27 protein-coding genes are annotated in these 26,870 nt (G+C 35.0%); 15 read left to right on the forward strand and 12 right to left on the reverse strand.

All coding sequences use genetic code 11. From position 1 onward, the window contains the following. Nucleotides 1–5: 5 nt before the first annotated feature. The 5 genes from GQ46_RS01760 to GQ46_RS01775 all read left to right on the forward strand — a co-directional run bounded on the left by GQ46_RS01760 (nucleotide 6) and on the right by GQ46_RS01775 (nucleotide 3,520). Entirely contained in the window at nucleotides 6–890 is an 885-nt protein-coding gene (locus GQ46_RS01760) for a YihY/virulence factor BrkB family protein (RefSeq protein WP_231567310.1), read from the forward strand. A gap of 456 nt (nucleotides 891–1,346) precedes the next feature. Beyond that, entirely contained in the window at nucleotides 1,347–1,505 is a 159-nt protein-coding gene (locus GQ46_RS17520; RefSeq protein WP_156133067.1) for a hypothetical protein, read from the forward strand. Next, complete coding sequence (locus GQ46_RS01765) at nucleotides 1,502–2,008, forward strand: peroxiredoxin-like family protein (RefSeq protein ID WP_044397801.1); 507 nt, start codon at nucleotides 1,502–1,504, stop codon at nucleotides 2,006–2,008. The genes GQ46_RS17520 and GQ46_RS01765 overlap by 4 nt, the downstream gene beginning before the upstream one ends. A gap of 21 nt (nucleotides 2,009–2,029) precedes the next feature. Beyond that, nucleotides 2,030–3,079, forward strand: a complete 1,050-nt coding sequence (locus GQ46_RS01770; RefSeq protein WP_044397803.1) for an NAD(P)-dependent alcohol dehydrogenase — start codon at nucleotides 2,030–2,032, stop codon at nucleotides 3,077–3,079. A gap of 21 nt (nucleotides 3,080–3,100) precedes the next feature. Then, entirely contained in the window at nucleotides 3,101–3,520 is a 420-nt protein-coding gene (locus GQ46_RS01775) for an OsmC family protein (RefSeq protein WP_044397805.1), read from the forward strand. Nucleotides 3,521–3,599: 79 nt separating this feature from the next. Here GQ46_RS01775 and GQ46_RS01780 read toward each other — a convergent pair whose 3' ends face one another. Both GQ46_RS01780 and GQ46_RS01785 read right to left on the reverse strand, forming a co-directional pair. Further along, entirely contained in the window at nucleotides 3,600–3,872 is a 273-nt protein-coding gene (locus GQ46_RS01780) for a hypothetical protein (protein WP_044397807.1), read from the reverse strand. A gap of 211 nt (nucleotides 3,873–4,083) precedes the next feature. After that, nucleotides 4,084–4,371 carry a hypothetical protein gene (locus tag GQ46_RS01785; RefSeq protein ID WP_044397809.1) on the reverse strand — a complete coding sequence of 96 codons (288 nt, stop codon included), beginning with the start codon at nucleotides 4,369–4,371 and terminating at the stop codon, nucleotides 4,084–4,086. A gap of 316 nt (nucleotides 4,372–4,687) precedes the next feature. On the opposite strand from GQ46_RS01785, the gene GQ46_RS01790 reads away from it, so the two are divergent. Then, nucleotides 4,688–5,755: an alkene reductase gene (locus GQ46_RS01790; protein ID WP_044397811.1), complete on the forward strand. Its 1,068-nt coding sequence runs from the start codon at nucleotides 4,688–4,690 to the stop codon at nucleotides 5,753–5,755. A gap of 18 nt (nucleotides 5,756–5,773) precedes the next feature. Beyond that, nucleotides 5,774–7,171, forward strand: a complete 1,398-nt coding sequence (locus GQ46_RS01795; RefSeq protein WP_044397813.1) for an NAD-dependent succinate-semialdehyde dehydrogenase — start codon at nucleotides 5,774–5,776, stop codon at nucleotides 7,169–7,171. Nucleotides 7,172–7,251: 80 nt separating this feature from the next. Here the strand turns inward: GQ46_RS01795 and GQ46_RS01800 are convergent, their stop codons facing one another. From GQ46_RS01800 to GQ46_RS01820, 5 genes are read right to left on the reverse strand one after another with little or no spacing between them, the layout of a single operon-like run. Further along, nucleotides 7,252–8,058 carry a type 1 glutamine amidotransferase domain-containing protein gene (locus GQ46_RS01800; protein WP_044397815.1) on the reverse strand — a complete coding sequence of 269 codons (807 nt, stop codon included), beginning with the start codon at nucleotides 8,056–8,058 and terminating at the stop codon, nucleotides 7,252–7,254. Between the two features lie 9 nt (nucleotides 8,059–8,067). Next, nucleotides 8,068–9,228 carry an iron-containing alcohol dehydrogenase gene (locus GQ46_RS01805; protein WP_044397817.1) on the reverse strand — a complete coding sequence of 387 codons (1,161 nt, stop codon included), beginning with the start codon at nucleotides 9,226–9,228 and terminating at the stop codon, nucleotides 8,068–8,070. 26 nt (nucleotides 9,229–9,254) lie between these two features. After that, nucleotides 9,255–10,253: an NADP-dependent oxidoreductase gene (locus GQ46_RS01810; protein ID WP_044397819.1), complete on the reverse strand. Its 999-nt coding sequence runs from the start codon at nucleotides 10,251–10,253 to the stop codon at nucleotides 9,255–9,257. 11 nt (nucleotides 10,254–10,264) lie between these two features. Next, nucleotides 10,265–10,897 (reverse strand): NAD(P)H-dependent oxidoreductase, encoded by a 633-nt coding sequence (locus GQ46_RS01815; protein ID WP_044397821.1) that lies wholly within the window; start codon nucleotides 10,895–10,897, stop codon nucleotides 10,265–10,267. Between the two features lie 30 nt (nucleotides 10,898–10,927). Beyond that, nucleotides 10,928–11,506, reverse strand: coding sequence for a TetR/AcrR family transcriptional regulator (locus tag GQ46_RS01820; RefSeq protein ID WP_044397823.1), 579 nt, complete (start codon nucleotides 11,504–11,506; stop codon nucleotides 10,928–10,930). Between the two features lie 255 nt (nucleotides 11,507–11,761). On the opposite strand from GQ46_RS01820, the gene GQ46_RS01825 reads away from it, so the two are divergent. The 3 genes from GQ46_RS01825 (at nucleotide 11,762) to GQ46_RS01835 (ending at nucleotide 14,711) form a co-directional block, all read left to right on the forward strand. Further along, nucleotides 11,762–11,953 carry a cold-shock protein gene (locus GQ46_RS01825; RefSeq protein WP_044397825.1) on the forward strand — a complete coding sequence of 64 codons (192 nt, stop codon included), beginning with the start codon at nucleotides 11,762–11,764 and terminating at the stop codon, nucleotides 11,951–11,953. A gap of 102 nt (nucleotides 11,954–12,055) precedes the next feature. Next, nucleotides 12,056–13,396 carry a DEAD/DEAH box helicase gene (locus GQ46_RS01830; RefSeq protein ID WP_044397827.1) on the forward strand — a complete coding sequence of 447 codons (1,341 nt, stop codon included), beginning with the start codon at nucleotides 12,056–12,058 and terminating at the stop codon, nucleotides 13,394–13,396. Nucleotides 13,397–13,400: 4 nt separating this feature from the next. Further along, the gene (locus GQ46_RS01835) at nucleotides 13,401–14,711 is read left to right on the forward strand and encodes a DEAD/DEAH box helicase (RefSeq protein ID WP_044397829.1); all 1,311 of its coding nucleotides are present in this window, start codon (nucleotides 13,401–13,403) and stop codon (nucleotides 14,709–14,711) included. A 119-nt stretch (nucleotides 14,712–14,830) separates the two neighbouring features. Here GQ46_RS01835 and GQ46_RS01840 read toward each other — a convergent pair whose 3' ends face one another. Then, a complete protein-coding gene (locus GQ46_RS01840) occupies nucleotides 14,831–16,135 on the reverse strand; it encodes a hypothetical protein (RefSeq protein WP_044404396.1) in 1,305 nt (434 codons plus the stop codon). 340 nt (nucleotides 16,136–16,475) lie between these two features. Here GQ46_RS01840 and GQ46_RS01845 point away from each other — a divergent pair, with 340 nt between their 5' ends. Then, nucleotides 16,476–18,011 (forward strand): SDR family NAD(P)-dependent oxidoreductase, encoded by a 1,536-nt coding sequence (locus GQ46_RS01845; RefSeq protein WP_044397831.1) that lies wholly within the window; start codon nucleotides 16,476–16,478, stop codon nucleotides 18,009–18,011. Between the two features lie 57 nt (nucleotides 18,012–18,068). Beyond that, nucleotides 18,069–18,965, forward strand: a complete 897-nt coding sequence (locus GQ46_RS01850; RefSeq protein WP_044397832.1) for an EamA family transporter — start codon at nucleotides 18,069–18,071, stop codon at nucleotides 18,963–18,965. A 282-nt stretch (nucleotides 18,966–19,247) separates the two neighbouring features. On the opposite strand, the gene GQ46_RS01855 is transcribed toward GQ46_RS01850, so the two are convergent. Beyond that, nucleotides 19,248–20,069 carry an SDR family oxidoreductase gene (locus GQ46_RS01855; protein ID WP_044397833.1) on the reverse strand — a complete coding sequence of 274 codons (822 nt, stop codon included), beginning with the start codon at nucleotides 20,067–20,069 and terminating at the stop codon, nucleotides 19,248–19,250. Nucleotides 20,070–20,313: 244 nt separating this feature from the next. Between GQ46_RS01855 and GQ46_RS01860 the strand changes: the two genes are divergently transcribed. Then, entirely contained in the window at nucleotides 20,314–20,505 is a 192-nt protein-coding gene (locus GQ46_RS01860) for a cold-shock protein (protein ID WP_033958492.1), read from the forward strand. A 170-nt stretch (nucleotides 20,506–20,675) separates the two neighbouring features. Here GQ46_RS01860 and GQ46_RS01865 read toward each other — a convergent pair whose 3' ends face one another. The 3 genes from GQ46_RS01865 to GQ46_RS01875 form a co-directional block, all read right to left on the reverse strand. Next, nucleotides 20,676–21,257, reverse strand: coding sequence for a Pycsar system effector family protein (locus GQ46_RS01865; protein WP_052503372.1), 582 nt, complete (start codon nucleotides 21,255–21,257; stop codon nucleotides 20,676–20,678). Nucleotides 21,258–21,528: 271 nt separating this feature from the next. Beyond that, on the reverse strand, nucleotides 21,529–22,440 hold the full coding sequence (locus GQ46_RS01870) for a M23 family metallopeptidase (protein WP_044397836.1): 912 nt from the start codon (nucleotides 22,438–22,440) through the stop codon (nucleotides 21,529–21,531). A gap of 216 nt (nucleotides 22,441–22,656) precedes the next feature. After that, nucleotides 22,657–23,577 carry a glutaminase gene (locus GQ46_RS01875; RefSeq protein WP_044397837.1) on the reverse strand — a complete coding sequence of 307 codons (921 nt, stop codon included), beginning with the start codon at nucleotides 23,575–23,577 and terminating at the stop codon, nucleotides 22,657–22,659. A 128-nt stretch (nucleotides 23,578–23,705) separates the two neighbouring features. Here GQ46_RS01875 and GQ46_RS01880 point away from each other — a divergent pair, with 128 nt between their 5' ends. Together GQ46_RS01880 and GQ46_RS01885 are read left to right on the forward strand one after the other, a co-directional pair. Then, nucleotides 23,706–25,214, forward strand: coding sequence for a tyrosinase family protein (locus GQ46_RS01880; RefSeq protein WP_044397838.1), 1,509 nt, complete (start codon nucleotides 23,706–23,708; stop codon nucleotides 25,212–25,214). Between the two features lie 48 nt (nucleotides 25,215–25,262). Continuing rightward, nucleotides 25,263–26,861 (forward strand): hypothetical protein, encoded by a 1,599-nt coding sequence (locus tag GQ46_RS01885; protein ID WP_044397839.1) that lies wholly within the window; start codon nucleotides 25,263–25,265, stop codon nucleotides 26,859–26,861. Nucleotides 26,862–26,870 lie beyond the last annotated feature (9 nt).

The following is a 26,870-nucleotide window of genomic DNA, read 5'->3' on the forward strand; positions in this document are numbered from 1 at the left end:
TACCAGTGTTTAAAATAAAAAATGCCATTTCACTTATTGTAAAAGCAGCAAAAGCATGGTATAATAGCAATCCGTTTCAGTTTAGTGCTATTATAGCTTATTATGCTATATTATCACTCCCTGCTTTAATGATTATCATTTTTAATATTGTTGGAGCTATTTGGGGGCGTAAAATTGTTCAAGGAGAAATTTTAGACGAAATCTCCGCGGCTGTAGGGAGCGAAACCGCCGAGTCTATAAGGATGATGCTTGTAGATCAGGGTAGCGAAACGACTTCAGTTTTCGCTACAATAGTTGGTATAGGGACTCTAATTTATGGTTCTACAGGTGTTTTTTTTCAGTTACAAGAAGCTTTTGATAAAATTTGGGAATCCAAGCAAACCTATGCCAATGGCTTTTTAGCTTTAATCTATAGTAGATTGAAAAGTTTCGGATTCATTTTAATTATTGGTTTTTTACTGCTCATTAGTTTTGTGATGACCTCCTTGTTAAATACATTTAGCAAAAGGCTACACTCCTTATTCCCTGATAATTTTATAGATTTTCTGTACATTTTTGATATCATTATTTCTTTAGGCTTTATTTACTTATTGTTTGCAGCGATGTTCAAATACCTACCAAGCAATACACTTTCATGGAGATCAGTTAGAGTTGGTGCGGCATTAACCTCAATACTATTCGTTATTGGAAAATATCTGTTAGGTATTTATTTTAGTACCATGCAGCCAGGTTCTACTTATGGGGCAGCGGGTTCAATTATTCTTATTATGTTATGGGTTTCCTATTCTAGTTTAATTCTTTTTTATGGGGCACATTTCACAAAAGTCTATTCAGATAAATATGTTTTAAATGTAAAAAATCAAGCTTTGAAAAAGCCCCCTAAAAAATAATTAAACGCTAAGTTTTATAACATTTAGCTAAATGCTCTAGTAGTTGCCTCTCTATCTGGTGAGCATTCAGAAATGAGTCCTGTTTTATTAAAAAATAGCTAAAATATTTAAAGTAAAAATGCAGCAACTTAAATGCGGTTTTCTTGGTAATACGATGAGGCATTTAAAAAATATGCCTGTGTTTTGCTGTTAGTGATAGTTTCTTTTGAATGAGGCGTATTTTCTATTCAAAGATTTACTAAAACCTTCTGAGCACTTCATAATCCATTTGAATTTAATAAATATTTAACTTTAGCTAATTAATAAGGCTAACATAACAAGTATATGAGATAAGGTCAATAATTTGTGATTCATAACTTTGATAAAAACAAGACAATAATTATGAGCACAAATAATTTAGATCATGATGAAGCAAAAGATAAAGTCAAAGCATTTGCTTAAGCTATTGATTTCAGAATGATGCCAACTAATCAATTCAAACCTAAGGAAGCACATTACTGGGAATCAAAACACAATAAATTAGTAACATTATTTAAAATGGGAGTGGCTACTGCTACTGGTGATCAACCAAGAATTGGAGAAGAAGGAAAATTAAATATTAAAAAAAAACGATGATTAAACCAAGAGAGAAAATGCCCGAGTTAGCTATTGATTTAGTTAATGACACACAATGGAAACTTAGTGAGCAAATGCCAGAACAATTTACAATGGTAGTTTTATATAGAGGAATGCATTGTCCTGTCTGCAAAAAATATTTAGAAGAATTACAAAGTAAATTGCGTAAATTTATAGAAAAAGGAGTAAACGTCATCGCAATAAGTAGCGATACTGAAGAAATAGCGAAGCAAACCTATAAAGATTGGAACATAGCAGACATACCTGTGGGTTATAATTTTTCTATAGAAGCGGCAAGAACATTAGGTTTATATATTTCAAAAGGCATTAAAGCAGAACCAGACACCTTTATCGAGCCTGGCTTATTTTTAATTAAACCAGATCAGACCTTGTACGCTGTATCATTACAATCAATGCCATTTGCAAGACCAGAATTTGATGCTATTTTAAAAGCTATTGATTTTGTTGTTGAAAAAGATTACCCAGCAAGAGGTGAAGCATAATACTAAACTAAAACAGAATAAATGAAAGAAGTTAAAGCATACGGAACAGAAAGTAAAAGCGCAGATCTAGGGCAAATGTCAATTGAACGCCGTGATATTTTAGAGAATGATGTTGAAATTGATATTTTATATTGCGGTGTGTGTCATAGTGATATTCACGCCGCTAAAAATGATTGGGGAAATTCCAAATTCCCATTAGTTCCAGGGCATGAAATTATAGGTAAAGTAATACAAGTAGGAGATAATGTTAAAAACTACAAGTCTGGCGATTTAGTTGGAGTAGGATGTATGGTGGATTCCTGCTTAGAATGCAGTGCTTGTAAAGAGGATTTAGAGCAATTTTGCGAAGAAGGCATGGTGGCCACTTATAATGGTAAAGATATACATACAGGCAAACGAACTTTTGGAGGCTATTCAACAAGTATCGTTGTTAGAGAAGAATTCGTACTCAGTATTCCTGAAAATTTAGATATCGAAGCCGTTGCACCATTATTATGTGCTGGTATTACTACATTTTCACCTCTAAATCACTGGAAGATTAAAAAAGGAGATAAAGTAGGCGTTATTGGTCTTGGCGGTTTAGGGCATATGGGAATTAAATTCGCGCATGCTATGGGGGCAGAAACGTACATGATAACGACCTCACCAGAAAAAGCAGAGGATGCTAAAAAACTAGGGGCAGATGCCGTTTTAATCTCCAAAAATGATGAAGCCATGAAAAAGCATAAAAATAGTTTCGATTTTCTTTTGAATACTGTTCCGGTAAAACATGATATTAATCCCTATTTGAACTTATTAAAACGTGATGCAACCATGGTAATGGTTGGCGCCATAGAGCCTTTAGAGCCTATGAATGGTGGAAACTTAATTATGGGAAGAAAACGAGTAGCGGGATCACTAATAGGAGGTATTAAGGAAACTCAAGAGATGTTGGATTTTTGTGGTGAACATAATATTGTGTCGGAGGTAGAAATGATAGATATGAAAGACATCAATAAGGCTTTTGAAAGAGTACAAGACAGTGATGTAAAATATCGTTTTGTGATCGATATGAAGAGCTTAAAAAATTAACCAACAAAAAAACCATAAATTATGAAATTTACAAGAGAAGCTTCAGCGAGCTGGCAAGGAACAGGCAAAGAAGGAAAAGGACAAATAAATACTGGGAGCGGTGTTTTAGATGAAGCGCAATATAATTTTGGAACCCGTTTTGAAAATGGGATTGGCACAAACCCAGAAGAACTTATTGGAGCTGCTCATGCTGGATGTTACACGATGCAATTGAGTTTTTTATTGAATGAAAATAACTATACAGCAGAGCATTTGCATACAGACGCCAAAGTCACTTTTAAAGACGGAGAAATTACCACTATAGATTTAGATCTTAAAGGAAAAGTGCCAGGAATTAGCGAAAAAGAATTTAAAGAGATTAGCAACAAGGCTAAAGACGTTTGTCCGGTATCTAAATTATTAAAAGCTGAAATCACCTTAGTGGTGACTTTAGAAAGTTAGAAGTACCTAAAGCTATAAAATATAACAAATAAAAAACGCCACACATGTGGCGTTCTTTATAAAATAATATAGTACGGATTTAACTGCTTTTTCTAAGGCGAATCATTACCGTTTCTTTTATGTGTAATAAACTATTAACGATAGCTACCAGTTCAAATTGTAAAAAACGCTTGTTTTTAGAGCTGAAATGGCTAATGTGGTGCGAGTATAATGGTTGTCCGTTTTTCTTAATACTAACATAATAGGTGTCCTTTTCTGCATCAAAAACAATAGAACTCTTGTAATTGCTTTCTAGTAAGAACCAATAGGACAAACTGTTAATTTGATTAAATAAAGATAAGTTGGCTTCCATAGGAATTTTAATATTAATATTTGGGTTTTGTTTACGAGGCGAAATTCGGTATTAAAATGATTGTATCCAAAACTTTTGGCTATAGGTTTTACTTTTTTCGATTAAAAGACGAAGTGTCTCTATTCATGGATAAGAAGTTAAATAAAAAAAAGCCTGCGAAATTGAATTCAATTTTGCAGGCTCTTTTCTAAAGTATGACTGATGTATTTTACTATGTTAAATGGTCTGTATTACGCTCCAAGTCTTCATTACCGTCTCCTCCTTGACTATATAATTCATTTTCCTCATCTTTTAAAGTGGCAGACTTTTTAGTCTTAGGCGAGTCACGACCAGGGATATCTAAATCCTTTCCAGAAAAATCAACTGCTTTTTTTCTTTCGTTGTTAAGTAAACGATCATCACCACCATCTGATCTCGTATTTTCTTTTCGCTCTCTTAATGCCTGTAAGTCGTCTTTGGTTACTTCTGAGTTGTACTCTTTTTTATCTTTTGCTTTCATAGTTCAAGTTTTAAATTAATAAATAACAGGTTTTTAATTCCATTAAAAACACTAATAATGTATTATAAAACTAAGAGAGACCTTACTTTAAAAAAATAAAAAATTAATTCATTTGCTTATACGATAGTATAATTATTTGTCTGATAGTTTGATTTTTAGGTAAAGCAAAAAGCATTAATCCTCAAACAGCTTATTGCGTAACTAGCACATATCATATTATTTAGAGCTCATTTGGTTTTCTACTCATAAGATATTCTTAAATGATTGGTATTAGAAATTATGAATATTAACTTTAGGAAAGAACAAAAAAAAACATATGAAACTATTTGAACCTTTCGATCTAAAGAATAAAAAATTAAAAAATAGAATTGTCATGGCGCCAATGACGCGTTCCAGAGCAGTCGATAATATTCCAAATGCCCTTATGGCAAACTATTACAGACAGCGCGCTGGAGCAGGTTTAATTATTTCAGAGGGGACTTCGCCTTCTGTTAATGGTTTAGGTTATCCTAGAATTCCTGGCGCGTATTCGCCAGCTCAAATAGAAGGTTGGAAAGCTATCGCTGATGCGATACATGAAAAAGGAAGTGTGTTTTTCTTACAGTTAATGCATTGTGGACGTGTAACTTCTTCAGAGAACTTACCAGAAATGGGTGAAACAATAGCGCCAAGTGCAGTAAAAGCTGCTGGTGAAATGATGACAGACACAAAGGGATTAGTAGCACATGAAACACCGAAAAAAATGACTCACGAAGATATTGAAGCCACCCAGCAGGAGTATGTGAATTGTGCTCAGAATCTTATAAGAGTAGGAGTAGATGGCGTTGAATTACATTCGGCGAATGGCTATTTAATGGAACAATTTTTAAATCCGAAATCAAATTTAAGAACAGATGATTATGGGGGCAATTTTAAAAACAGAGCACGATTTGTTATAGAAACAGTGAAGAAAGTGGTTGCTGCTATTGGAGCAGAAAACGTAGGAATACGTTTCTCTCCCTATGGAGAAATGAATGATATGCAATCAGATTACGATGATTTAGTTTCGCTTTATGTGTACCTAGCGACTGAACTTAAAGCCTTAGGCATCGCGTATATTCATATTGTAGACCACAGAGGGGAAATGGGAGCTCCCCAATTTAAAACTGATATTAAAGAAACTATAAAAGGAGCTTTTGCGGGTACTGTTATTACTGGTGGTGAAATCGATTCTAAAGAAAAAGCGCAAGAGGTGTTAGCTCATGGTTTTGATTTAGCCTACATAGGCAGATCATTTATAAGTAACCCCGATTTAGTAGAAAAACTAAAACACGGTAAAGCGTTAACGAAGCCAAAAGAAGCCTTGTTTTATACTTCTGGAGCTGAAGGTTATACAGATTATTAATCAATAAAAAAGAAAGTTATGAGTAACGATAAAAAAGAAAAAGGATTTGAAACCATAAACCCAACAACTGAAAAATCTATTAAACACTATGATTTTATGACTGAAGAACAAGCCTTCGCTGCTGTTAAATCATGTCATGAAGCTTTTCTAAATTGGAAAATAAAACCCTTAGAGGAGCGCGCAAAAATCATTAAAGCCATTGGCAAAGCCTTAGACAACAATAAGGAGGAATTAGCAGAGCTTATGACTGAGGAAATGGGCAAACTCATTACGCATGGTTATCAGGAAATAGAGCTGTGTTCTGGTATTTGTGAATACACCGCAACAGAAGGTATGAAACAGTTACAAGATGAAGAGCGTACACTACCCAATGGAGGTAAGGGGATTATTCAACAGGCACCAATAGGTGTTATTTACGGTATTCAACCTTGGAATTTCCCTACCTATCAAGTGGTGCGTTACGCCATTGTTAATCTTATGGCTGGAAATGGCGTGTTATTAAAACATGCACAAAACGTTACTGGTACAGCTTTAAGGCTAAAGACCATTTTTGAAAAGGCAGGTGTGCCAAAAAACATTTTTACTGTTTTAATTTTAGATCACGATTTGTCTGATAAGATTATAACCCATGATTTAGTTCGTGGCGTTACACTTACAGGCAGTTCAGGTGCCGGACAACACATTGCTAAAATTGCTGGTGAAGCACTAAAGAAAACGGTATTAGAATTAGGAAGTAATGATGCTTATCTAGTTTTAGAGGATGCAGATATAGCTTTGGCAGTAAAAACCTGTATTCAGGGACGTGTTTATAATAATGGAGAAACATGTGTAGCGGCAAAGCGTTTTATTGTTGTAGAAAAGGTCTATGACGCATTCAAAAACGCTTTTGTGGAAGGCATGCAAAAAATAAACTATGGAAACCCTAAGGATTCAGATTCAAAATTGGGGCCTATAGCAAGAAAAGATTTAAGGGATACTATTCACGAACAGGTCGTGGAGAGCCTCAAAAAAGGCGCAGAAATTTTATGTGGTGGAGAAATGCCCGATGGTACTGGTTATTTTTATCCTGCCTCAATATTAGGAAACGTGAAACCGGGGCAACCGGCTTACGATGAAGAGCTTTTTGGACCGGTAGCCTCATTAATTAAAGCAAAAGATGATACAGATGCCATGCGCATTGCTAACGATAGTCGTTTTGGCTTGGGTGGTGGCATTTTTAGTAAAGATGAAGATAAAGCCATAGCCTTAGCTAAAATGCATTTCGATACTGGTATGATTAATATTAATTCTTACGGATTAGCACATCCTAATATGCCTTTTGGGGGAGTTAAAGATTCAGGCTATGGCAGGGAACATGGCGGATTTGGTATTCGGGAGTTCGTGAACACAAAATCTATTCTGCTAAATAAGAATTAGAAGCGGACTTTTAGTTATAACTTAAAAAAAGCCTGTAAACTTAATGTTTACAGGCTTTTTTAATTTGTCTACTAAGATGCTTATTTAATCGCTTCTAATAATTTTTCGGCAACCAATTCAGACGATGCAGGATTTTGTCCTGTAATTAAATTACCGTCTTGTAAAACATGTACGCTCCAATCATCACCTTTCGAGTAGATACCACCATTTTCTTTTAACATGTCTTCAACTAAAAAAGGTACAACATCTGTTAAACCCACTGCTTTTTCTTCAGAATTTGTAAACCCAGTCACTTTTTTGCCTTTTACTAAAGCAGAACCATCTTCATTTTTAACCCCTTTTAAAGCTGCTGGTGCATGACAAACAAAGGCAATAGGCTTGTTTTGCTTATTAAAAGTTTCTATTAAGGTTATTGAGTGTTTGTCATTTGCTAAATCCCATAATGGTCCATGACCTCCTGGATAAAATACAGCGTCATAATCTTTAGGGTTGACTTCAGCTAAAACCTTTGTGTTGTTAATTTTATTCTGAGCTTGTGTATCTTTATTATAACGCTCAGTTGCTTCGGTGGTAGCATCTGCTGCAGTACTGCTTGGGTCAATGGGCGCTTTTCCGCCTTTTGGAGTTGCCAGTGTTACGTTAACACCTTTGTCTGTTAATGTGTAATATGGATTTGCAAATTCTTCAACCCAAAACCCTGTTTTTTTTCCTGTGTCTCCTAATTTATCGTGAGAGGTTAATACAAATAATACGTTCATTTCTTTATCTTTTTTAAGTTCTGTTTTTTCTTCCGAAACGCTTTCAGAAGGTTCCTCTTTTTTAGTCTCATTACAACTTGAAGCTGTAATGATTGTTAGCGCCAAGGCTAATGTTTTTACTATTTTCATAATTTTAAATTAATAAGCCATTTTTACTATTTTTTCTACGTTATCTGGTGATAGCGATTGATGCTCACCTAATCCTAACCAGCCACGATCTGTAAAACGTTGTGCTATTTTTTCGGCAGTCCCTTCGTAATCTTTAGTGTAATCAGATAACTTAGTGTCAATTCCTAATTCATGGAAAAATGCTTCTGTTTTTTCAATGGCAGCATACGCTTTATCGTCTATGCTTCCTTCCGTTATATTCCAAACACGTTCGCCATATTGTGACAACTTTTCTTTTTTGGCTTCAAAATTAAACTTGTAATGACTTGGAGTAATTACGGCTAAAGTACGGGCGTGATCAATTCCAAATAAAGCAGTCAACTCGTGCCCCATGGCATGAACAGCCCAATCTGTTGGCACCCCTTTTTGTATTAATCCGTTTAAAGCCATGGTGCAACTCCACATAAAATTGGAAGCCGCCTTATAATCTGTTGGATCTTTTAATACCTTAGGAGCGACTTCAATTAAGGTTTGTAAAATGCTTTCAGCAAAACGATCTTGCAATATGGCGCCTATTGGGTAGGTCATATACTGCTCTAAAACATGAGTAAAAGCATCTGTTAAACCATTTGCTAATTGACGTTCTGGAATAGACGTAATAACTTGAGGATCCAATATTGAGAACTCAGGAAATAAACCAGGTCCGCCCATTGCTAGTTTTTCCTTGGTTTCCTTTCTTGTAATGACAGCACCAGAATTCATTTCAGATCCGGTTGCTGGAAGTGTTAACACAACACCAAACGGCATTCCTTTCTCGGTTCTAATGTTTTTGCTTAAAATATCCCATGGTGTTTCACCTTCATAAACGGCAGCTGAAGATAAAAATTTAGTACCATCAATGACAGACCCGCCACCAACGGCTAATAAATACGTAATATTTTCGTGTTTAATGACTTTTAAAGCATCCATTAATACGGCATACTCTGGATTTGCAGGAATACCGCCAAACTCAATAACCGCTACTTTAGATAAAGCCATTTTTACTTGGTCGTAAATGCCGTTTTTCTTAATGCTTCCTCCACCATAAAGTAATAAGACTTTAGCATCGTTAGGAATTTCATTTGCTAATTTGTCTATGGTATCCTTTCCAAAAATAATTTTGGTAGGATTTTTAAATTCAAAATTGTTCATTTTATTATTTTTTAGTGCTTTAAAATTTATATTTCAACAAGCATTTTGCCTTTCTTTTTCCCTTCTAATAAGTCTAAAAAAGCTTGTGGAATATTTTCAAAACCTTCAACAATGGTTTCTGTATAGGTGAGTTTGCCTTCTTGTAACCAACGCGCTAGTTGGTTGATTGCTTCCGGAAATTTTTCAGTATAATTAGAGACAATAAAGCCTTGCATTAGGGCGCTATTTTTTATTAAAAAGGGCTGAACACTTACACTATGAGGAATTTCTGTACTGTTGTATACCGAAATAGCCCCACAGATAACCAGTCTCGCAAATTGATTGATATTAAACAAAACTGCATCAGATATAGGACCACCAACATTATCAAAATACACATCAACACCATTTGGTGCTGCTGTTTTTATCGCAGCTTTCATATCTTTAGTGGTCTTGTAGTTTATCGCATGGTCAAAACCAAATTCAGAAGTTAACATTTTTATTTTTTCGTCTGTTCCAGCAATTCCAATAACGGTAAGGCCTAGGATTTTTCCAATTTGCCCAACAACACTTCCCACAGCACCTGCAGCACCCGAAACGACCAAAGTCTCTCCTTGCTTTGGCTTTCCTATTTCGTTCAGACCTAAATAGGCTGTTAATCCAGTGAGACCTAAAACACCAAGATAGGCACTTAATTTCGCTTTTTCTTCATCGACCTTTAGTAAACCATCGCCTTTTGAAATTTGTCGAGTTTTCCAATCTAAGCGTCCAGAGACAAAATCTCCAACTTTAAATTTTTCATCTTTTGAAGCCATAACCTTTGCAATGATACCAGAAGATATGGGTTTGCCTAGCTCGAAAGGAGGGATGTAGGATTTTGCATCGTTCATTCTTCCTCTTAAATAGGGATCGACAGACACATAAGTAGTTTCTAAAAGTAATTCATCCTGCTTAATATTGAAATCATTGTCTTCTTTTATAAACTCAAAATCTGATAATTTTGGTTTACCTATCGGTCTATTTTTGAATAAAATGGATTGTGTCATAAGAATTGTTTTTAATCGATTAGTGTTATTAAATCCTCTATGGGCTTTCTCACTTTCTCTAAGTCATCCAACCAGTCTTCTTTTGGAGCACGATAACCCAATGTAAGCATAACAGTACTGCGTAACCCTTTTTCTTTTAGCCCTAATATTTTATCTACAGCTTCTGCATCAAAGCCTTCCATAGGGGTTGTATCTACTTTTTCGTATGCTGCGGCTACCATAGCTATGCCTAAAGCGATGTATGCTTGTTTCGCAGCGTGATTAAAGTTTTCTTCGGTATCTTTTTGTGGATAAGAATTTAGGAGTTGTTGTCTGTAATTTTCCCAACCTTCATTTTTAAAGCCACGGATGTTGTTCGTTAAATCGAACATATAATTAATACGCTCTGCAGTATACGTGTCCCAAGCAGCAAATACCAAAAGATGAGAACATTCTGTAATGACCGATTGGTCCCAAGCAACAGGTCTAATTTGTTGTTTTACTTTTGCGTTAGTTATCACGATAATTTCAAAGGGTTGTAAGCCACTGGAGGTTGGTGCTAAACGGGCCGCTTCAATAATTTTATCTACTTTTTCTTGTGGTACAGTTTCACCATTCATCGCTTTTGTAGCGTATCTCCAATTTAATTTTTCTAATAATTCCATATTTTATATTCTAATACTTAATGTTTTTATTTATTGTTTTATGCTATCCCAAGCCGCTTGATAGGCTTCCTCTATGGTGTTTTTATTAATTTTAAAACTACCGCGTTCTTGCATCATCATTAAAAATGAAAGGGGATTAATTGTATAGGCATACAAGATGTAATCTGAGAGTGGTTTAATTAAGCTCTCTTGTCTCCCGCGTTCCCACAAGTCGAGTAGGGGTTGTAAGTGTTTTATCCCTTCCTGTGTACTAGCTTCATCTATAACAGGTGTGTTATCGCATTGTGCTAAAAACAAAGCTTCTTCAACTTCTTTTAATTTAAAGTTGGCTATGCGCTTCCAAATGAGTTCAAACCCTTCTTTCACGGGCATATCAGTCGTGTACGCATCAAAAGCATAAGCAGTGAAAGCAGCCTTTACCTGTATATAGACTTTATTAACTAAATCTTGTTTGTTTTCAAAATACAAATAAATAGTGGCAGGTGAAACCTTAGCCATTTTTGCAATTTTAGACATTGGTGTAGCGTGAAACCCGTTATTGTTTACTAAGGTTATTGTTGCTTTAACCAAGGCTTCCCGTTTAATCTCACTTTTACTTAATACGTGCATAACAATTAATTAGTGTGCAAATATACGATAAAAATGAACGTTCATTCTTTTTTTAACATTAGTTTATAATCTTGTTAACAGGTTCTAAAAGAACTACTTTGGAGTTGCTAGTGGAGAAAAAGAAAGTACTACATCGAGAGCTATAAATTTAAGTTTTAGATCCTCTTTAGTTTTAATGATGAATTTGATATAGAACAGAATCGTGGCACGCTAATTGCCCTATATATAATAATTATTAAATTAAAATATATTACAATGAGTAAAGGAACAGTAAAGTTCTTCAATGACGCCAAAGGTTTTGGATTCATCACAGAAGAAGGTTCAAACGAAGAACATTTTGTACACATTTCTGGATTAATAGACGAAATTCGTGAAGGCGATGACGTTGAGTTTGATTTACAGGAAGGTAAAAAAGGATTAAATGCAGTAAACGTAAAAGTTTTATAACATATAAGTTACTTTTTAGTAAAAGCCCACCAATTCATTTTGGTGGGCTTTTTTGTTTAATACTGCCACAACTGTACTTATCTTTGCCTAAAATTATTTTTTATGGCAACACCATTTTCCAAGCTTGGGATCAATACAGCATTACAACAAAGCTTAGAAGCTTTAAATATTACTGAACCTACAGTTATTCAGACGAAAGTGATTCCTGTGATTTTAAACCAGAAAGAAGATGTGGTTGCTTTAGCAAAAACAGGAACGGGTAAAACGGCAGCTTTTGGCTTACCGTTATTACAATTAATTGATGTTGACAACACTGACATTCAGTCAGTAATATTAGCACCAACCAGAGAGTTAGGCCAGCAGATTTATAATAACTTATTGAGCTTTGCGGCCCATAGCCCAGAAATTTCTATAGCCAGCATCTGTGGAGGTACACCCATAAAACCTCAAATAGAGCGTTTAAAAACCGACACGCATATAATTGTAGCGACACCTGGTCGTTTGGTAGATTTAATAGCGCGCGACGCCATCAATATTAAAAATTGCGCTTATTTAGTATTGGATGAGGCAGATGAAATGGTGAGCGCTTTAAAAGAAAGCCTAGAACGCATTGTTAAAGCGATTCCAAAAACCAGAAGAACCTTGCTGTTTACAGCAACCCTGCCAGGAACAGTAAAGCAATTGATTCAAAATAACCTGTCTAAACACGTCGTACAGATTGAAGTTGAAATGGCTACTGTTGGTCATCTAGGGATTGACCATCAATATGTAGTCGTTGAACCTATAGAAAAACTAAATGTTTTAATGCATTTTTTAAATGCTAGAGTAGGCGAACGCGGTATTATTTTTTGTAAAACAAAAGCAGCCGTTAATAAATTGGCTAAAAATTTAGCGATAAATAAATTCTCGTCTGGTGCAATTCACGGTAGTCTTACCCAAGGCATTCGCGATCGTATCATGACACAGTTTAGAGAAGGGCATATTGATATTTTGGTGGCTACAGATTTGGCCGCACGTGGTATTGATGTTAAAGAGGTGTCTTATGTCGTTAATTACCACTTACCAGACACTTATGATGCTTATGTGCACCGTAGCGGACGTACCGCAAGAGCAGGAGCAACCGGTTTAGCCTTGAGTGTCATTCAAGAAGAGGAAGTAGTTGACATTCCTGAGTTTGAAGCAGAATTAGGTATTTCTTTCAAACGTTACGAAAAAGCAGATGCACAAAGTATTGAAGAAAACAACGGTTTACTCTGGGCAAAAAAGATTTTTAAAGCAAAACCAAATCGTGCCATTTCTGAAGATTTTAAATCGAAAATAAAAACAATTTTCCACCATTTAACGAAAGACGAATTGGTTGATAAAATTTTGGCCAATTATATTGCTGAAACAAAAACCATTACTGAAAAGCCTGTCATTTCTAAAAAGAAAAAGAAACACTAAATCTATGGCTAATATTATAAAAGCTCAGAAAGAGATCTTAGCAAAACTGAATATCGAAGCACTTAATCCAATGCAGGAAGAGGCGCTTTTATCTATTACTTCAGTAAACAACACGGTTTTATTATCGCCAACAGGATCAGGGAAAACGGTGGCTTTTTTATTGCCTACCATGGAAGCGTTGGATAGAACATGCGAAAATGTACAACTACTTATTTTAGTGCCCTCACGTGAATTAGCGATTCAAATAGAGCAGGTGATTCGTGAAATGGGTTCTGGTTACAAAGCAAATGCGGTTTATGGTGGCAGACCATTTACCAAAGATAAAATAGAATTAGCGCACGCACCAGCCATTCTTATTGGAACACCAGGGCGTGTAGCCGATCATTTGCGTAGAGAAACATTTTTAACCGAGGATATTAAAACCTTAGTTTTAGATGAGTTTGATAAATCGTTAGAGGTTGGTTTTGAAAAGGAAATGAGCGAAATTCTATCACGATTACCCCATATAAAAAAACGTATTTTAACCTCGGCAACACAGGATATGGAAATTCCGCGCTTTGTTGGCTTAAAAGATGAAATAATCATTGATTATCTGCACACAAAATCGTCACAACTGGAACTTAAAAAAGTAGTGTCTCCAGATAAAAACAAGTTGCAAACCTTAGTCGATTTACTACATCATATAGGCAATAAACCAGGTATTATTTTCTGTAATTTTAAAGATACTATTCAGTATGTGAGTGATTTCTTAAACGAAAATAATATTCCGCATGGCTGTTTTCAAGGAGGTATGGAGCAAATAGATAGAGAACGCGCACTCATTAAGTTTCGAAATGGCTCACATCAAATTATCATTGCTACAGATTTAGCTGCCCGTGGTTTAGACATTCCAGAGTTGAATTATATCATACACTACCAATTACCACTAAAAGCTGAAGAATTCACGCATAGAAACGGTAGAACAGCAAGAATGAATGCCCAAGGAACGGCTTATGTATTGCAATGGGAAGGGGAGTATTTGCCAGACTTTATTAAAATACCAAACATAGAAAAACTACAATCGAAACCTACAAAAATAGTATCTCTATGGTCTACCTTATTTATTTCTGGCGGACGAAAAGATAAGATTTCTAAAGGGGATATTGCGGGCTTATTGTTTAAACAAGGCGGCTTAGAAAAAAACGAATTGGGTGTTATTGAATTAAAACAAGATTGTGCCTTTGTTTCTGTACCAAAAGATAAAGCAGAGCTGATTATCTCAAAAACAAATAATACAAAATTGAAAAAGAAAAAAGTGCGGATTTATAAAATATAAAATCTCAGATAATTTTAATCTGAGATTTTAATACTTATACAATTTATGGGATTCTGCGTTTATAAGCGTGCTTACTTTAGGCTTTCATAAAGAAGTGCCTAAGTGCATTTAAACTTTATTTAATCTTCTGTAGACGCCACTATTTTATTAATTCGTAATCTAAAATCTGGGTACTTCTTGTTTTTAGAATCAATAAATGTTTCCGAATCAGACGTTTTTGAATACACATTAAAAAAGGCGCTACTACCATACCAATTCTCTAAGTCTTCATTATTAGTGTTGCCTTCGGTAAAAATATTTCCATTACAATTATTGAAATACATTTTACTAAATTTTATTTTTTCTAAATTTTCATTATTTATAATGATGCTTCTCTCCAATAATACGGCTGGGTTATAACCCGAAACAACACTTTGAGTAATATCTAATGACGCATGATTAGCTATGTATATCGCTTCGTCTACTAAGCCTATTTTGATGTCTCCTTGTAAATCTTTACTAAGGTTTACTAAGGTTAAGTTTTGTGCTTTTACAGCAGTTCCCTTCTTCGTAAAATCAACTTCTCCTTTTTCTTCATAAGAAGAAACAGACAAAGATCTTGAACCGTTAACGCCAGATACATATGGTGATCTAACCGCTAATGAATTCTTTATATTACACTGTGTTCCATAATTAAACGTGTAGTCGTTACCTTTTGATTTATAGGAAACCATCTTGTTTAAATTCACTTCTCCACCCAATATATTAAATGAATTTCCACCAGAATAACTTATCATTATATTTTCTAAAATCGTTGCTTTTCCTACACCTGCTAAAGTAAGCCCATTGAAATATCCGTGATCTTTTGTTCTTTTTCCTGCGTATTCTATTCTTACATATTTTAAAATACCAGAATTACTTTCAACATTATCGCCACCGTAACTCGTATACTGAAAAGACGAAGGCTTTAAGCCAAAGTCTACTGCTGATGCATTTCCAAATTTATTTATAGGCGCATCCCCAAGAATAAACAAGCCACCCCAATCACCTTCTTTTTTCACACTTCTGTTAGAAGTGAAAATTATAGGGTCTGTTTCTGAACCTTCCGCTAGTAAAGTTGAACCTTTACTTATTGTTAAAGAACCATTTGTTTGAAAATCACCTATAATCACGGTGCCAGGCTCTATAGTAAGCGTGGTGCTATCAGTAACAAAAACACTACCTAATAATAAGTAGGTGTCTTTTTTGGTTAATTTAGTATCCTTGGTAATGTTACCCGTTAAGATTTGTGTAGGGGCACTATAATCCTCTGTTTTAGGTTGAAATTCTGTCCAAGAGTCTAGCCAATTTTCGTTTCCTGTAATGCCTTTCTCTTGCTGTGCATACATCGTGCCCATAAATAAAAGCGTAGCACTTAGTACTATTTTCTTAGTAACGTTTTTCATCGTTAAAAAATTTATTTTAATGTGTACAGCACTTAATGTTATTAAAAATAGTGCTGACACAATGATAAGTAGGGTTGTCTGTTCCATTTTCATTTGTTTTAACTTAGTATGTTCAATAGTCATGCCAAAAAGTAGATGACACTTTTAATTAATTGTCTTTTAGTTTTTTAAACATGAGTTTTTCTTATTTGGTGATTGGAAAGGAGCTTTAATTAAAAAAAAATAAACTGTAAACAGTATCGTGTAATTATTTGATAATAGTAGTAATTTTGCAGGACTATTGTATGTCAAGTTTTTTTTTAAGAAAGACCTTGATATTTCTTTATTAAGAAAATAATTTATGAGTCAAAACATCCCAAATCAAGACATCCACTCTTGTATTGCTACACTTCAAAAGTTATTAGAAGACACCAATTTGCTTTTTGAATTACCAGAAGCACAACGGGTGGCGCTTTTTAAAGTAGCAGGCGAATTAACACGACCAAATCGCGATGAATTTCAGCGTAGAAGAAAAGACGCTAAAAAAGCAGCAAAGCGTAAAATGATTGCTCGCGATGTACATGCTCGAAAAGCAACAGGTATTCGCTCTGCCAGAGAAGCTTCCATTTTTGTAGCGCCTAAATTACTATCTGCTGCTATACTTACCGAAGAACCACAGGAATTAGAATCACCAAGAAACTGCTATGTGTGTAAAACGGTATATACCCAATTGCATCATTTTTATGACACCATGTGTACCGCTTGTGGCGATTTAAATTATGCCAAGCGCTTTCAAACTACAGATTTAACAGATCAAGTGGCTGTAATTACAGGGTCTCGATTAAAAATAGGCTATCACATTACCCTAATGTTGTTGCGCGCTGGAGCCACGGTAGTAGCTACTACACGTTTTCCTGCAGATTCGGCAATTCGTTTTGCAAAAGAAGACGACTATCATGATTGGGCACATCGATTACATATTCATGGACTAGATTTACGTCACATACCAAGTGTCGAGATTTTTTGTAATTATATAGAGCAGAAATACGACCGCTTAGATATTCTAATTAATAATGCAGCACAAACGGTAAGACGGCCATCGGGTTTTTATAAACACATGATGGAAAATGAATTACGCCCTGTAGATGAGTTGCCTGTTTTAGCTAGAGAACTATTGAAGGAACATCATTTGTGTTTAGAAGAATTGGCAGCGTTAAGTGTTAGTACTTCAAAAACAAGTAAAAACAATGTCTTACCTGTTACCTGGCATGGACCAGAACCAGGAATAGGATTGCGAAATTCGGCTGAACTCTCACAAATCCCTTATAGTTTTGATAATTCTTTAAAAGCGGAAGAGGTATTTCCAGTAGGAGAATTAGATGCCGATTTACAACAAGTCGATTTAAGAAAAACCAACAGCTGGCGTTTAAAATTAGGTGAAATTGAAACCACAGAAATGGTAGAAGTCCAGTTGGTAAATGCAGTAGCGCCATTTGTGTTATGCAATCGTTTATCAAATTTAATGATGAAAGAAAACACAGGCAAGAAGCACATTATTAACGTTTCGGCAATGGAAGGGAAGTTTCATAGGTTTAAAAAAGAAGACCGCCATCCACATACCAATATGGCGAAAGCAGCTTTAAATATGTTAACACATACATCGTCTGCAACCTTTGCTAAATCTGGTATTTATATGAATGCGGTCGATACCGGATGGGTAACCGACGAAGATCCAGCGGAATTATCAAAGAAGAAAGTAGAAGTACATGATTTTCAACCCCCATTAGATATTGTTGATGGTGCAGCTCGTGTAATGGATCCACTTATTGACGGGATTAATACCGGGAAACATTGGAGTGGAAAATTTTTAAAAGATTATTTTCCAATTGATTGGTAATTATTATAGTATCAACTTAAAAATGGAGTGGAACTTTTCTTTACCTAACGATTAACTATGCCAAAACTCACTACAAAAGCTTTAATCATATTAGCATTCATTGCTATTTATGTTATTTGGGGTTCCACTTATTTGCTTAATAAAATTGCAGTGACTGCATTACCGCCATTATTTCTGGGAGCGATTCGGTTTTTTTGTGCGAGCCTCTTAATCTTCGGAATCGCTAAATTAATGAAGCTCGATTTATCAATTACCAAACGGCAATTTATTAATTCTGTTTTGGTTGGTTTTTTATTTTTAGTGTATGGTAACGGTGTTTTTGTTTGGGCACTAAAATATGTCGATAGTGGCTTTGGAGCCTTATTGGCTTCAACGCAACCCTTATTTGTTTTGTTATTAATGCGATTAATGGATAATAAAAGAATGCAAAAAAAATCATTAATAGGAGTTTCTCTAGGTATCATTGGTATGTATTTATTGGTGAGTCAGCATGAATTAATCACTAATAAAAACACCTTGCTCGGCATTTTTATGATTTTTACTTGTGTTTTTGGTTGGAGCTATGGTAGTGTTTTTGTTTCAAAGGCCAACTTGCCTAAAAGTTATTTGGTGAGCACGGGTTACCAAATGTTAATTGCCAGTGTGATGCTTACAGGTGCTAGTTTATCTTTTAATGAAGTTTGGGTTTCGCCCTTAGAATGGAGTGCAGAAGTGAAATGGTCTATGATTTTACTTATAACTTTTGGTAGTGTTGTGGCCTTTACGGCTTTTAATTATTTATTAAAAGAAGTCTCCACAGAAAAAGTGTCAACTTCGGCTTACGTGAATCCTGTAATTGCTCTATTTTTAGGATGGTATATTTTGGATGAAACACTAAGTTTGCAATCTATAATCGCCGCTGCAGTGTTGTTAACAGGTGTTTACTTTATTGCCAGTCGGAAACGACTAACCTAAAAGAGAGTGCGCTCCTGTAAGTTTTGATAGCTAACCCACTTTAAAAAAAGAGTTAGGACTGGAGTGGTTTATGAAGTAGCACTGTTATACTTAGCTTTCATTTGATGACCAGTGTTATTTAACTCTTTAGCTTATTATTTGAAATCATGAAGTTTTTAACGGTATGCTCTGTAATATTTATACCACTCACTTTTATAGCAGTAATGCTTATCAAGAATACCTTATAAAAAAAATACTCCCAAGAATTTTAATCTTGAGAGTATTACATACATGCTTAAAACTCTATTTTTTTGAAGGATCTAAAGCGTCCGATTGTATGGTATATTGATGGTCTTGATACTTTTTGCACATGGCTACAAAATTATCAGGTAATATCGTTCTGAAATCGTGAGATTCTTGAGGAATGATGTCTATCATCTTGTCAATCATTGCTTGAGGATCAAACTGATTTTCTGCCATGACTTTCGCGGCAGCTTCAATCTTTTTTATTGGTGTGAAGTGCGTCGCTTCATTAAACCACTGTGCGTAGTTATCATACATTCTGTCGTTAAATCCAGTATCAAAAGGCCCAGGATTAATAGTCGCAACGGTGAGACCCATTGGCGTTAATTCATCTCGTAGCGATTGTACAATAGCTTCAAGCGCATGTTTAGAAGCATTATAAGCGCCTAAATAAGGGGTTGTAGACAGTCCAGCAACAGAAGAAACAAAGACTAATTTCCCACTACCTTTTGCGACCATTTTTCTTATAAAAGGTTGAGCAAATTCTAAATTTGAAAACACATTGGTTTCCATAACTTCGCGTATTAATCCTACTGGCATCTCAGACACTGGCCCAGAATGCCCTATTCCGGCATTACTTACTAGGATGTCTATGTCATAGTGCCAAGCCTTCTGACAGTCCATTAAATCTAAAATATTTAATTTTATAATTTCAAGAGTATCCGTAACACCCGCTTTTTGTGCGTCTTCAATTAATCTTGATTTTTGTTCCCATTTATGAACACCAGCAATAACATGGTGTCCTTTAGCAGCAAGACCTAATGCTGTGCCTTTTCCTAACCCTGATCCCGCACCTGTTATTAAAATTGTTTTTTTATTCATGATTTGTCGTTTTCTTACAAGATAGAACTAAACCGAATGATTTTGTTTTATTTGGCATAATTTTAGGATTAACGTCAGTTATAAAGGACGTTAACAGATTTAAAAGTTCTTTTTTATTGGTTTTAAATAGAAGGTTTAAGCAAAAAAATAATTATTTAGTTGAAAATTAATGAATTAAATTGCTGTTTATTAAATTAATGGTGCCATCTTTGTATTATAAATAATATATTAAAATTACATTACAATGAGTAAAGGAACAGTAAAATTTTTCAACGACGCAAAAGGTTTCGGTTTTATCACTGAAGAAGGAGTTGACAAAGATCATTTTGTACACATTTCAGGATTAGTTGACGAAATTCGCGAAGGCGACCAAGTTGAATTTGATTTACAAGAAGGTAACAAAGGATTAAACGCAGTAAACGTAAAAGTTATCTAATACATATACTTCCAAGTTTTACAAAAAGCCCATCTTTTAAGATGGGCTTTTTTATTACCCCTTTTTTTATTTTTTTTTCTACTTAAAATTTATTTTCAAGTATAAAAGTTTCAGGACAGAACTGGCAAGATAGAGAAAATATAAAGTCGATCTTGTGTGATTACTATTTTCTAGAAGAACTTTAAAACAATGGCAAATGCAATAGCACTAACTATTAAGCCAATTATAAAAAGATTGTAGGTCACATTCAATAGTTTGAATTTTTTATTCAATACAATACCTAAGAAATACAAGTCCTTAGTTAGGTTTGTATATATGGTGGTATTGTCTTTGAATGTTTCCTTAACAGCCCATTCATAATTATCTAAAGGCATATGATAAAAATTCCCGAAGAATGCTAAGTTTATTTTCTTAGCAACGATTTCTTCTTTTGTCAGCCTATTTTTTGTAACCGATGGTATCGTTGTAATAATAGATAAAACAATGGTCATTAACATGAAAGCTATAAATATTGCTGTAGGAATCCACAGCACGCTATTACTATTGCTATCATCCTGAACAATATAGCGATAGGAGTTTGTTAATATAATAGACAATAACAAAGAGCAAATGACCAGAATTAAATTCGCTTTTTTATCGGCTATCCTACTTAAATGAATATGGTTTTTTATTACGACTGAAAAAAGAGACTGTATCGCTCTTTCCGGACTTTCTTTTACTTCCAGGGTTTCTTGTTTCTTATTTTCCTTCATTATTCATTACAGTATCCTTTTCTATTTTTTTTAATAGCTTTGAAAAGCTTAAAGGTGATAAAAATATTTCTATTGCGCGTTTAAATCCCAAAATATAATACGCTAAAAGGTGCTGAATTGCTTTTTACCTAGAAGCACGAAAAGTGAACTGCAGTATCACAGAAAAGAAAACTGTGGTAACCTGATTATTGTAAAAAAAAGTAGCAACATTAAGATCATATACAAGATTTGAATTATAGATGCGGTGGTAAAGAGACTTTTATTTGGATTACTAATTTTCAATAAGTAACTTTTGTCCAATCTTAATTATAGAATTACTTTTTAAGGCGTTGGTTTTGCATAGAGAAGCGATAGAGACATTATTTTGTTTGGATATCATTGACAAGGTATCTCCAGACTTGACAACATATATAAATTTTTGCTTTATCAAACTAGCAAGCGCCTCTTCTTCGGTTAATAAAAGGGTTATCTCACTTTGACGATTTGAATTATGCTCAATAGGTCGCGTCCAATTGCTAGTAACCCAAAATTCTTTAGCCCTTATGGTGTTATTTTCAAACTCAAATACATATTCTGGATTGATAGAAACGCCCTTGTAATTAACCTCTAAATGTAAATGACTTCCCCTTGCGTTTCCTGAAACGCCACCTTTTCCTATAAAGTTTCCTTTGGCTATCGTATCGTTTTCTTTCACGCCTAATTCAGAAAGATGCGCATAAACGGTTTCTAAGCCGTTATAATGTCTTATAATAACTGTTTTGCCATATCCTTTACTAGCTCTGGATAGTCTAACAATACCCTCAAGCATGGCGAAAATACTGTCACCAGTAGCTAGATCAATATCAATCCCGCGGTGCGGTCTCCCGTTTCGCCAACCATAACGTGAAGTCACTATTTTGTCTTTAAAAATAGGAGAGTGGTAAGTCGAATCTTTAAATTGAAGTTGCACCGGAAATGTAACATCATTAGCCTTATAAGGGTTACAAACCGTAGGGTCCCAATACTCAGCTTTTAGATCTATAGGAAGTAAAGCGTCTTTTATTGCTATGATTTTGGGGTTTACGGAATCCAGAATGGTTTCTAAGTTTAATGCAGATGCCTTAGTGGTAAGCTCCGGTTTATTTTGAGCCGTTACACCTAAAGAAAAGCTAACCAAAAGAAGACAAGAAACAACTAATTTCATAAACTATTAGGGATGTTATTTTTTAATTACTAGTATTTAAAAAAACAGAACGCTCGTTTATACTAATGTATTGTTAGCAACATAGATAATATTTAAAACTTTTGAGAACAGTGAACCAATATTACTGATGCAATACAAAACTAATATAAAACAGGTGCTCCAGATAATTAACAGAAGTTATTTATCAATAAACGGTTTGTTATAAAAATTTCAACGCTAAAAAATACTCAATTCAGAATGGGTGGTAATCGTCTCAAGCAATTTCATCCCTTTAAAAGAGTTTCCGTTTGGGTTTAACTTTGGACTCCAGACAGCGATGGCATAATTACCAGGATATAATGCAACAATTCCACCTCCAACACCACTTTTTCCAGGTAATCCCACTTTAAACGCAAATTCACCAGATTCATCATAAAATCCACAGGTTAGCATAAGTGCATTGATTCGTTTAGAGTTACTTTTTGATATAATTTTTTTGTTATCTATTATTTTATGGCCACCATTAGCTAAAAAGGTAAATGTTTTAGAGAGCTGTTGGCAATTCATTTCTAGAGAACACATATCAAAATAAAAGTCAAGCACTTCTGCGGGTTCGTTTTCTATGTTTCCAAATGATTTTATAAAATTACAGAGCGCTGTATTTCTGTAGCCATGTGCTTTTTCAGAATCAGCTATTTTGTCTGAATAATTAAGATGTGGCATATCACTTAACGCTCTAACAAAATCAAGGAATTCTTCACGAGCATTGTCTAAATGAGAAATCAATATATCACAAACCACAAGGGCGCCTGAGTTTATAAAGGGATTACGTGGAATACCATGATAAGTCTCCAATAATAAAAGAGAGTCAAACTTGGTTCCTGAGGGTTCTACATCTACTCGCGACCAAATACGCTCTCCCATGATTTTGTAAGCCATAGTGAGCGATAGTACTTTGGCAATACTCTGAATTGAAAATTTTTCTAAATTATTACCCATTCCAAACTCAGCGCCATCTAACCTTGTAATGTGAACACCAAACATCGCATCATCTACATTGGCAAGTTCTGGTATATAAGTCGCTACTTTTCCTTTATTCTCAAGTAAACTGATCTCCCGATAGGCGTTTTTAATAATGTTTGTATAGGTTGAATCCATTACACTTAATTGATTTATAATATTAAAAAGTCAAATATATGAAAACAGGTATTTATACCTAGCGCTAAGTTAAATACTATCTGTAACTTTAGTTTATAAAAAATAACCAATTAATAAACACATAAATTATGAGTAATTCAACTGCAGCACCAACTTGGTATGGCGGGATTAGAGACCTTTTCACGGCTATGGATATTGCACACATGTCTCCACACGGCATTCATTTAAATGATTATGATGCTGTTAAAAACCACGCGACAGATATTTATGGTCAAGTTGCTTCAGGGAATATGCCTCCAAGTAACCCATGGAATGCCACTCAAGCGAATTTGTTTTTAGAATGGATGAAAAATGATTATCCAAAAGGTAACCCTCCAAAACAAATAGCAGTAGCCATGTCTAAGCAATCAACAACGGTTACTTCACGTATTCGTAAAGATGTAAAAAGTCTGTCGTCTGACGAGAAAGCACTCCTTAAAAAGGCGTTTAATGGTATTATGCTTTTGGATGACAATAATGACAACAGTTATTTTAAATTAGCAGGCTACCATGGTTTACCAAATGCCTACTGCATGCATCACGTACCACCATACAATCCTTGGCATCGTGCCTATTTAGTTGTGTTCGAAAATGCCTTAAGAAGTATTGAAGGTTGTGAAGCGGTAACATTACCTTATTGGGACATTTATTCTGATGTCCCTGAGCTATTTAGAGAAGCGCCATTTGATACTTATACGCTTCCTGTAAAACTGAATGCTAATTATGATAAAGGTTATAAAACAGAACGTAATTCGGCTTCAGTTATGAAAGGTTTATTTCAAACCTATGATGTAATTACTGATTTTAAATATGCTTTAACCCAAAAAGATTGGGAAGACTATCACGGCGGTAAAGCATTTAATGCGCCAAATACAGCTTCTATAAGTGCACATGATGGTGGTCATGTCTCTATAGGAGCAACAATGGGTAATCAAGAGGTTGCTGCTTTTGATCCTATTTTCTGGTTCTACCATTGCAACATAGACCGGATGTTATGGGAATGGCAAAAAAAGATGCAGGCTACAGATCTCAATGGCTTAATAACGACGATAACAACTGACGCGAGCAAAAATTATTTTACAATTCCAGCATTAGAACGCTTAGCACCATTTACAAAGAGTAATCCTGAATTAACGACAATTAACATTATAGACTCCGCAAGCAATCTAGATGTAGAATATGATACGCCAATAGATGACGATACTAAAACATTAGCTATGACTGATTTTGCTACAAAAGAAAGAGGCGCTGTATTAGCTTCAGAAAAATTTAACGTGAATACAGACATGGTAAATGTACGTGTGAAAGGCGTGAATAGAGTTAAAATTCCAGGAAGTTTTAGTGTACACCTACTAAAAGACGGTAAAGTTATTGCTTCAAAGGCCTTTTTTCAACCTTCAGAAGTGGATAAATGCCCAAATTGTGTTGAAAATCCAGTGGTTAATTTCGATTTTAGATTACCCATGGACACCATTAAATCTGGAAAACTAGAAACCTGGGTAGAACCTTTAGATCATGAACCATTTGGGGATCATTTCCCTCATAAAATGATGGATAATCCGACAATTAATGTAAGATTATTATTAAGGAAAGAATAGCGCATGTTTCTCACTATAGTCCACATAACCCTCAAAAACAGAATCTTTATGATACTAAATAAATTACTTTTTTTCAAACAAACCCTTCTAAAAACGGGTACACTATATCTAGTCTTACTTAGTTTTTGTTGTGAACAAAAAACAACCAATAACTATGAAGCGTTTACAGCCCCAGCAGCATTTACTCCAAATATACCAGTGGATGTAGATCCGGCTTTACAAGAAGCGCTAAAAAAAGCGGGCGACCTCTATCAACTTAATGAGGTTTATAATCTTTATAGCTGGCAAGCACTTATTGCGATAAATTGGCCTTTAGATGAGACGGGGGTTGCACGTAAAAAGTTCACAGATAAAGGAGCGCCTGCTTGGCTAAAATGGAAAGAAGCCTTTCAAGTCTATCGGGCCGATGGTAAAGCACCAGCGCCTTGGGATAGCCCTAGAACAGATACCGGTTTAGGACTTAAACCAACAGTATTAGGAGATCGCGATTCTAGAATAATATTAAACGCGCATACACCAACAAATACAAGTCATTCTATGAATATTGCCGATGAAACGGACCAAGCGTTTGCTGGTAAATTATTTGATCAAAACGGCAACGTTGTCGTTTATGAAGTATTGATGAACAAGGAAGAGTTTGATTATGTTGTAGACAATAAGCTTTATAATATTAACGGACAGCTAGAGTTCTCAAAGACAAATACTGAAGCTGATTTCCCTAAAGGAAACTATGCACAACAAAAACTTGGCGCCACAGAGATTAAATTCGCTTGGAAAATATTAAAAGATTCCGATTATAAAGAACGGTATTTTACCGATGAGGGCTATATTATTAATGAAACAACTCAGAAACCTGAAAAAGTTGAACTCGGACTAATTGGTTTTCATATTAGTCAAAAAACACCAACAGGAAAGCAATGGGTGTGGTCTACCTTTGAGCATATAGACAATTTAGATCAAAATGTAACCGAGAAAGGCGGAGAGACTAAGATTATCCATCCTACGCTTACAGATCCAGACTGCGAAATATGCCCAATAAATGTGGATGCTACAAATGGCGGAAACACCTATTCATTTCATAAAGGTGAACATGGTAATTACTGGAAAATCAGCAATGATACTTTAAATTATTATGCCGATACCACGCTAATGAAAACGCAAGCTAAGCGAATGATCGCTATTCCTGTTCGTGTTAAACGTATTAATACTGCAATGCAGAACTACTTAAAACAAGAAGGTAGTGTTTGGCAATATTATCAATTAATAGATACACAATATCCTGTAGATCAAAATGCGAAACCAGCCATAAGTACAGATTCCTTATACGCTATACCAGAAAGTGTGGTTAACAAGTCTGGAGGCAAGCCTAATCTCGCCTTTCTTACCAATATTTCTATGGAAACCTTTTTTCAAGGCGGTAACCAAATCGCAGGACTTATGGAGAATTCAACATCTGATATCACCATTTTTGGAACAGAAAGTTGTATTGGTTGTCATTCTAGTGCGTATTTATTTGATAATTATAGCCTTAAAAATGGCGAACCCCATTTAGGACAAGGGTCGCAGTTGTCTGGCGATTTTAGTTGGTTGTTAAAAAGAGCAGCCTGGGATAAAGACGTGCCAAAACCAACGCCTAAGAATCAATAAGAATAACTT

Origin of the sequence: Lacinutrix sp. Hel_I_90, from assembly GCF_000934685.1 — a bacterium.
Classification (GTDB): Bacteria; Bacteroidota; Bacteroidia; order Flavobacteriales; family Flavobacteriaceae; genus Lacinutrix.